The sequence below is a fragment of the Roseomonas rosulenta genome (assembly GCF_016106005.1).
Classification (GTDB): domain Bacteria; phylum Pseudomonadota; class Alphaproteobacteria; order Acetobacterales; family Acetobacteraceae; genus Neoroseomonas; species Neoroseomonas rosulenta.
The window spans coordinates 1-6446 of record NZ_JACADR010000255.1; the positions used below are offsets into that span (position 1 = coordinate 1).

Below are 6446 nucleotides of genomic sequence, written 5' to 3' on the forward strand. Positions count from 1 at the left end.
TGGGCGGCGAGGCTCGCGCCCAGCAGCCCGAGCACCAGCCCCGCGGCCAGCGCCAGCGCGGCCTGGCCGAAGCCAGGCTTCACCCTTGGCGGCGGCGCCGCACCCGCGCGCGAGGGCCGCGGCGGGCGCTTCACCCAGTGGCGCGGCGGGCGCTCATTCCTCCCCGACATAGGTCCCGTTGTGCTGCCGCGGCACGAAGCGACCGGTGCCCGGCGTGGCGATCACCGCCTTGCCGTCCCAGATGCAGGCGCCGCGCAGATACGTCGCCGCCACGCGCGCCGAGACGCGCCGCCCGTCATAGGGCGACCAGCGGGCATCCTCGTCGTCCTGGATGTCCTTGGCGTCGAAGGTGAAGTCGCCGGTCTCGAGCACCACGAAGTCGGCGTCGGCCCCCACGCGGATCGCGCCCTTCTTCGGGAACAGGCCGTGGAACTTCGCCGGGCGCTCGGCGCAGTACTTCGCCATCAGCGTGACCGGCAGCGAGCGTTCGGACAGCAGCGTGTACATCAGCGGCGCGAAGGACTGCAGGCCGGTGAGGCCCGCGCCCACGCTGAAGATGTCGCCCTTGTAGACCTTCCGATCATACGGCCAGGGCGCGTGGTCGGTGGAGACATAGGCGATCTGCCCGGCGGCGAAGGCCTCCCACATGCGGTTCACTTCCTCGGCCGTGCGGAAGGGCGGGTTGCACTTGCCGAAGCCCTCGAGGCGGATGATGTCCTCCTCGGTCATGCACAGGTACTGGATGCAGGCCTCGCCCGAGGCCTTGCCGCCCATGCGGCGGAACACCTCGGCGATCTCGAAGCCGCGCGCGAGCGAGGAATGGGCGATGTGGACATGCGCGCCCGTTTCCAACCCGATCTCGAAGATCTCGAGGTCCGCCATGGTCTCGCACAGCGGCGGGCGGGTGCGGCAGTGCCAGATGGGCTGGGTGTGGCCGGCGGCCTTCGCTTCCTCGGTCAAGCGGACCACGATCTCCTGGTCCTCGTTGTGGATCGCGACCATCAGGTTGGTCTTCGCGATCTCGCGGAAGGCGGCGACCATGGTCGGGTGGTCGATGCGCGGGAAGCGCACCGGGTCGTACTCATATGTAGAGAGCTTGAAGGAGCACACGCCGGCCTCGGCCATGCCGGCGATGGCGTCGATGCCGCCTTCCTTCTTGATCGTTCCGTAGAGCGCCATGTCGACATGGGACAGGCGGTTCACGTGCTCGATCTTCTCGGCGAGGATGGACGCGTCCGTCACCGGCCGCGGCACGTCATAGGGCATGTCGACGCAGGTGGTGACGCCGCCGGCCGCGGCGGTGCGCGACGCCCCCTTTATGCCAGGCCATCCGCGCGAGGATGCGGTGTGCATGTGCCCGTCCACCAGGCCAGGCAGCACGTACTTGCCGGAGAAATCCACCATGTCCTTCGCCGGCGGGCTGACCCCCTCCCCGATCGCGGCGATCGTCTCGCCGCGGATGGCGACATAGCCATCGCGCAGCACGCGGTCGGTCAGCACGATGTCGCCGCGGATCACGCGGTCGAAGGGGGTGGCGTCGGACATACGGTGGGTCTCCAGGCAGGATCGGGCGGGAGGCTACCGCCGCGGACGCAGCCTGCCCACCCCGCCCGGCTTGAGCCCCGCGCCGCAAGCGCCGAACATCGCCCCATGACCGATGCATCCGAACGCCTGCGCGCCCGCCTCAACCCCCACCGCCCCGCCATCGCGATGTCGGCGCACAATGCGCTCAGCGCAAAGCTCGCCGCCGAGGCCGGCTTCGATGCGGTCTGGGGCAGCGGTTTCGAGCTCTCGGCCGCGCATGCCGTGCCCGATGCGTCGATCCTGTCCTGGGAGACGCATCTCGCGGCGATGCGCGCCATGGTCGAGGTGCAGCACGCGCCGGTGGTGGCCGACATCGACACCGGCGGCGGCAATGCCGTGTCCGTCGCCTACCTGGTCCCGCGCTACGCCGCCGCCGGCGTCGCCGCCGTGGTCATGGAGGACAAGACCTTCCCCAAGGATTCCTCGCTGCGCGCCGAGGGCCGGCAGGAACTGGTCCGCATCGAGGAATTCCAGGGCAAGATCGAAGCCGCCCGCATCGACGGCGGCCCGCTGGTCATCGCGCGGACGGAAGCGCTCATCGCAGGGCTCGGCGAGGCCGAGGCGCTCCGGCGCGGCGCCGCCTATGCCGAGGCCGGCGCCGATGCGGTGCTGATCCATTCCAAGCAGAAGACGCCGGACGAGATCTTGTCCTTCTGCCACGCCTGGCCCGGCCGCGTGCCGCTGGTGCTGGTGCCCACCGCCTATCCGCGCCTGTCCTTCGCCGAGGTCGCGGCGCTGGAGAAGGTCGGGCTCATCATCTGCGGCAACCACGCCATCCGCGCCGCGGTGGCCGCGATGCGCGCGACCTTCGCCACCATCCTGGCCGAGGGCGGCATCGCCGGAGTGGAGGACCGCATCGCGAGCGTGGCCGACATCTTCGCCCTTCAGGGCGACAGCCACATGCGCGAGGTCGAGGCGCGGTTCCTGCGCTGAGCGCGCGTGCCGGGCCTCACGCCGCCGCCTCCCCGGGACGGGGGGCGGCCGGGAACAGCCCTTCGGCGAGTGCTGCCGCCTGGCGCGTCGCCTCGCTCTCGCGCTCGGTATTCCAGGCCAGCACCACGCCCACGCCGCGCACCGGGCCGGCCAGGCGGCGGAAGGCGACACCCGGCGGATTGAGCCGCGCCATGCCCTCCGACACCAGCGCGACCCCGAGCCCGGCGGCGACGAAGCCGAGCTGCGCCATCGCCGAGCCAACCTCCCGCACCGCCACCGGCGCGAAGCCGGCAGCGCGGCAGGCGGCGGTCATGGCATCGGAATAGGCGGGGCTGATCGCGCGCGGCAGCACCAGCATCGGCGCCTCCGCCAGCAGCGCGAGCGGCAGCGGGTCGGGCCCGGCCAGCAGTGGATGGCCCTGCGGCAGGGCTGCGACCAGGCAGTCCTCGCCGAGCGCGCGCAGGCGGATTGGCGGTACCTCTCGGTCCGCGCGCAGCAAGGCCAGGTCCACCTCGCCGCGCCGCAGGGCTTCGAGGGCATCTGCCGTGTCCATCTCGCGCACGCCGATCGCGGCGTCGGGGCGGGCCGCCTGCATGGCGCGCACCAGGGGCGGCAGGTAGTCGAACAGCGCGGAGGTGACACAGGCGATCGCCACCGGCGCCGAGCGCCCGGCCCGCAATTCACGCGCCAGCGATTCGAGATCCGCCGCATTGCCCGCGACGCGGCGCGCGAGCGGCAGCAGCGCCTCGCCCTCGCGCGTGGGGCGTGCGCCCTTGCCGGTGCGCTCCAGCAGGCGCACGCCGAGTTCGCGTTCCAGCGCCTGGATCTGCGCGGTCAGCGGTGGCTGCGATATGCCCAGCCGCGCGGCGGCGCGGCCGAAGTGGCCTTCCTCCGCCACCGCGAGGAAATGTCCGAGCCGGCGCACCAGGCGGAAATCCATCGCGATACGGAAACCCTATCCGGCGTGACGGTCAATCGGATTGGACGATCACGCGCGACGGGCGCACAAAAAGCGCGGAACTTCGTTCGCCAAGGGAGCGCGCCCATGAAACTCCACCCCGTCAAGGTCCACCCGTCCAAGTCGCTGCTCAAGCGCGAGGACCAGCTCGCCTGGAAGATGGCGGGCGTCGCCGTGGACAAGGTCCCGGTGGAGAAGGACGTCCAGGAGATGATCATCAACCGGGTGATCGACAACGCGTCGGTCGCGATCGCGGCGATCAACCGCCGCCCGGTGGTCTCGGCGCGCGGCATGGCGCTGGGGCATGCGAAGAAGGCGGGCGGGGCGCAGGTGATGGGCGTGAAGTCCGCCACCACCGTCTCCCCGGAATGGGCGGCCTGGGCGAACGGGACGGCGGTGCGTGAGCTCGACATGCACGACACCTTCCTCGCCGCGGACTACTCCCACCCTGGCGACAATATCCCGCCGATCCTCGCGGTGGCGCAGGCGATGGGGAAGTCGGGGCGCGACCTGATCCGCGGCCTCGCGACCGGCTATGAACTCCATGTCGACCTGGTGCGCGCGATCTGCCTGCACGAGCACAAGGTGGACCATATCGCGCACCTGTGCCCGGCCGCCGCCGCCGGCATCGGCACGCTGCTGGGCCTGAAGCAGGAGGTGGTCTTCCAGTCGATCCAGCAGGCGCTGCACACCTCGGTGTCCTTCCGGCAGTCGCGCAAGGGCGAGATCAGTTCCTGGAAGGCCTATGCCCCCGCCCATGCCGGCAAGCTGGCGGTCGAGGCGGTCGATCGCTGCATGCGCGGAGAGGGCGCGCCCTCTCCTATATATGAGGGCGAGGACAGCGTGATCGCCTGGGTGCTGGCCGGCCGGTCGAACCGGCAGGACGTGTACGGCCCGGTCTACTACCAGGTGCCGCTGCCCGAGGCCGGCGAGGCGAAGCGCGCCATCATGGCGACCTACACCAAGGAGCATTCGGCCGAGTACCAGTCCCAGGCGCTGATCGACCTGGCCTTCCGCATGCGCGAGCAGATCACGGACTTCGACGCGATCGAGAAGATCACCATCCATACCTCCCACCACACCCACTACGTGATCGGGACCGGGGCGAACGACCCGCAGAAGATGGACCCGAAGGCGTCGCGCGAGACGCTCGACCACTCGATCATGTACATCTTCGCCGTCGCCCTGCAGGACGGGCGCTGGCACCACGTGGACAGCTACGCGCCCCGGCGCGCCGGGCGGGCCGACACCGTGCGGTTGTGGCACAAGATCGAGACGAAGGAAGACCCCGAGTGGACCCGCAAGTACCACTCGAAGGACCCGGACGAGCTCGCCTTCGGCGGGCGGGTCGAGATCGTGATGAAGGACGGCAGCCGCATCGTCGATGAGCTGGGTGTCGCCAACGCCCACCCGAACGGCGCGCGCCCCTTCGCCCGCGACCAGTACATCCACAAGTTCCGCACGCTCACCGAGGGCATCCTGTCGGCCCGCGAGGCCAACCGCTTCATCGAGGTGGTGCAGGACCTGCCCAGGCTGAAGGCGGGCGAGCTGGGCGCGCTGAACGTCGCACTGCCGGCCGGCGGGCTGCTCGAGAGCAAGCCCGGCATCTTCTAAGGCGGCCCGATGGCCGAAGCGCCACCCCGCCCCGCGAAGCGTCGCTTCGCGGGGGCCCCGGGGGGCGGGAGCGGAGGCCTGAACCGGCCCGCCACCAAACCCCGTTCATCGGCGGGCGCCGCGCGTGCCCGCCGCAAGCCCCGAGGCACGCACGAGGAAAGCCATGAGCGACACCCCCGACATCAAGAAGGGCCTGGTCGGCGTCTATGCCGACGTCTCCGCCGTCTCGAAGGTCATGCCCGAGACCAACTCCCTCACCTACCGCGGCTACCCGGTGCAGGACCTGTGCGAGAACGCGTCCTTCGACGAGACCGCCTACCTGCTCTGGAACGGCGAGCTGCCGAACCAGGCGCAGCTCACCGCGTTCCGCACGCAGGAGAAGGCGAACCGCGCGCTGAGCCCGACCCTGCTGCGGGTGCTAGCGGAATTCCCCAAGGCGGCGCACCCGATGGACGCGCTGCGCACCGCGGTCTCCTTCATGGGCATGGAGGACCCGGAGGCGGGCGACATCTCGGACGCCGCGCAGCGGCGCAAGGCGATGCGCCTGCTGGCCAAGATCCCGACCGCGGTGGCGGCGACCAACCGGATCTCGAAGGGGCTCGACCCGATCGCGCCCGATCCCGGCCTGCCCTTCTGCGAGAACTTCTTCCACATGGTCTTCGGCAAGGTGCCCCAGCCCGAGGTCATCAAGGCCTTCGACGTCTCGATGATCCTGTATGCCGAGCACACCTTCAACGCCTCGACCTACACCGCGCGGCTGGTCACCTCCTCGATGTCGGACATGCACTCCGCCATCACGGCGGCGATCGGCAGCCTCAAGGGTCCGCTGCATGGCGGGGCGAACGAGGCGGTGATGCACATGCTCAAGGAGATCCCCTCCCCCGAGGTGGCGGAGGCCTGGCTGCGGGACCGCTTCGACCACAAGGCGCTGGTGATGGGCTTCGGCCACCGCGTCTACAAGACCGGCGACTCGCGCGTGCCCACCATGAAGAAGTATGCCGAGATCATGGCCGAGGTGGTGGGCGACAAGCGCTGGATGAACACCTCCGCCGTGCTGGCGCGGGTGATGCTGGCCGAGAAGAACATCCACCCGAACCTCGATTTCCCGGCCGGGCCCGCCTACTACCTGATGGGCTTCGACATCCCGATGTTCACGCCGATCTTCGTCTGCTCGCGCATCACCGGCTGGGCGGCGCATGTGCTGGAGCAGGCCGCCGACAATCGGCTGATCCGGCCGCTCTCGCACTACACCGGCGTGGCCGAGCGCGCGGTGGTGCCGCTGGCGTCGCGCGGGTGAGCGCGGTGCCGACGCCGCGCACCGGCGATGCGCGCGGCGTCGGCTCCTCGCGGCGCGGCC

The 6446-nt window shown here is 70.5% G+C and carries 5 protein-coding genes; 3 read left to right on the forward strand and 2 right to left on the reverse strand.

Going from position 1 to position 6446, the window contains the following annotated elements; all coding sequences use genetic code 11:
• Nucleotides 1-153 precede the first annotated feature (153 nt).
• Nucleotides 154-1545: a dihydroorotase gene (locus tag HW578_RS21235; protein WP_198372713.1), complete on the reverse strand. Its 1392-nt coding sequence runs from the start codon at nucleotides 1543-1545 to the stop codon at nucleotides 154-156.
• 105 nt (nucleotides 1546-1650) lie between these two features.
• Here HW578_RS21235 and HW578_RS21240 point away from each other — a divergent pair, with 105 nt between their 5' ends.
• Nucleotides 1651-2517, forward strand: a complete 867-nt coding sequence (locus HW578_RS21240) for a phosphonopyruvate hydrolase (protein ID WP_198372714.1) — start codon at nucleotides 1651-1653, stop codon at nucleotides 2515-2517.
• Between the two features lie 16 nt (nucleotides 2518-2533).
• Here the strand turns inward: HW578_RS21240 and HW578_RS21245 are convergent, their stop codons facing one another.
• Nucleotides 2534-3457: a LysR family transcriptional regulator gene (locus tag HW578_RS21245; protein ID WP_198372715.1), complete on the reverse strand. Its 924-nt coding sequence runs from the start codon at nucleotides 3455-3457 to the stop codon at nucleotides 2534-2536.
• A 105-nt stretch (nucleotides 3458-3562) separates the two neighbouring features.
• Between HW578_RS21245 and HW578_RS21250 the strand changes: the two genes are divergently transcribed.
• Nucleotides 3563-5089, forward strand: a complete 1527-nt coding sequence (locus tag HW578_RS21250) for an MmgE/PrpD family protein (RefSeq protein ID WP_198372716.1) — start codon at nucleotides 3563-3565, stop codon at nucleotides 5087-5089.
• A gap of 163 nt (nucleotides 5090-5252) precedes the next feature.
• Nucleotides 5253-6386: a bifunctional 2-methylcitrate synthase/citrate synthase gene (locus HW578_RS21255; RefSeq protein ID WP_198372717.1), complete on the forward strand. Its 1134-nt coding sequence runs from the start codon at nucleotides 5253-5255 to the stop codon at nucleotides 6384-6386.
• Nucleotides 6387-6446 lie beyond the last annotated feature (60 nt).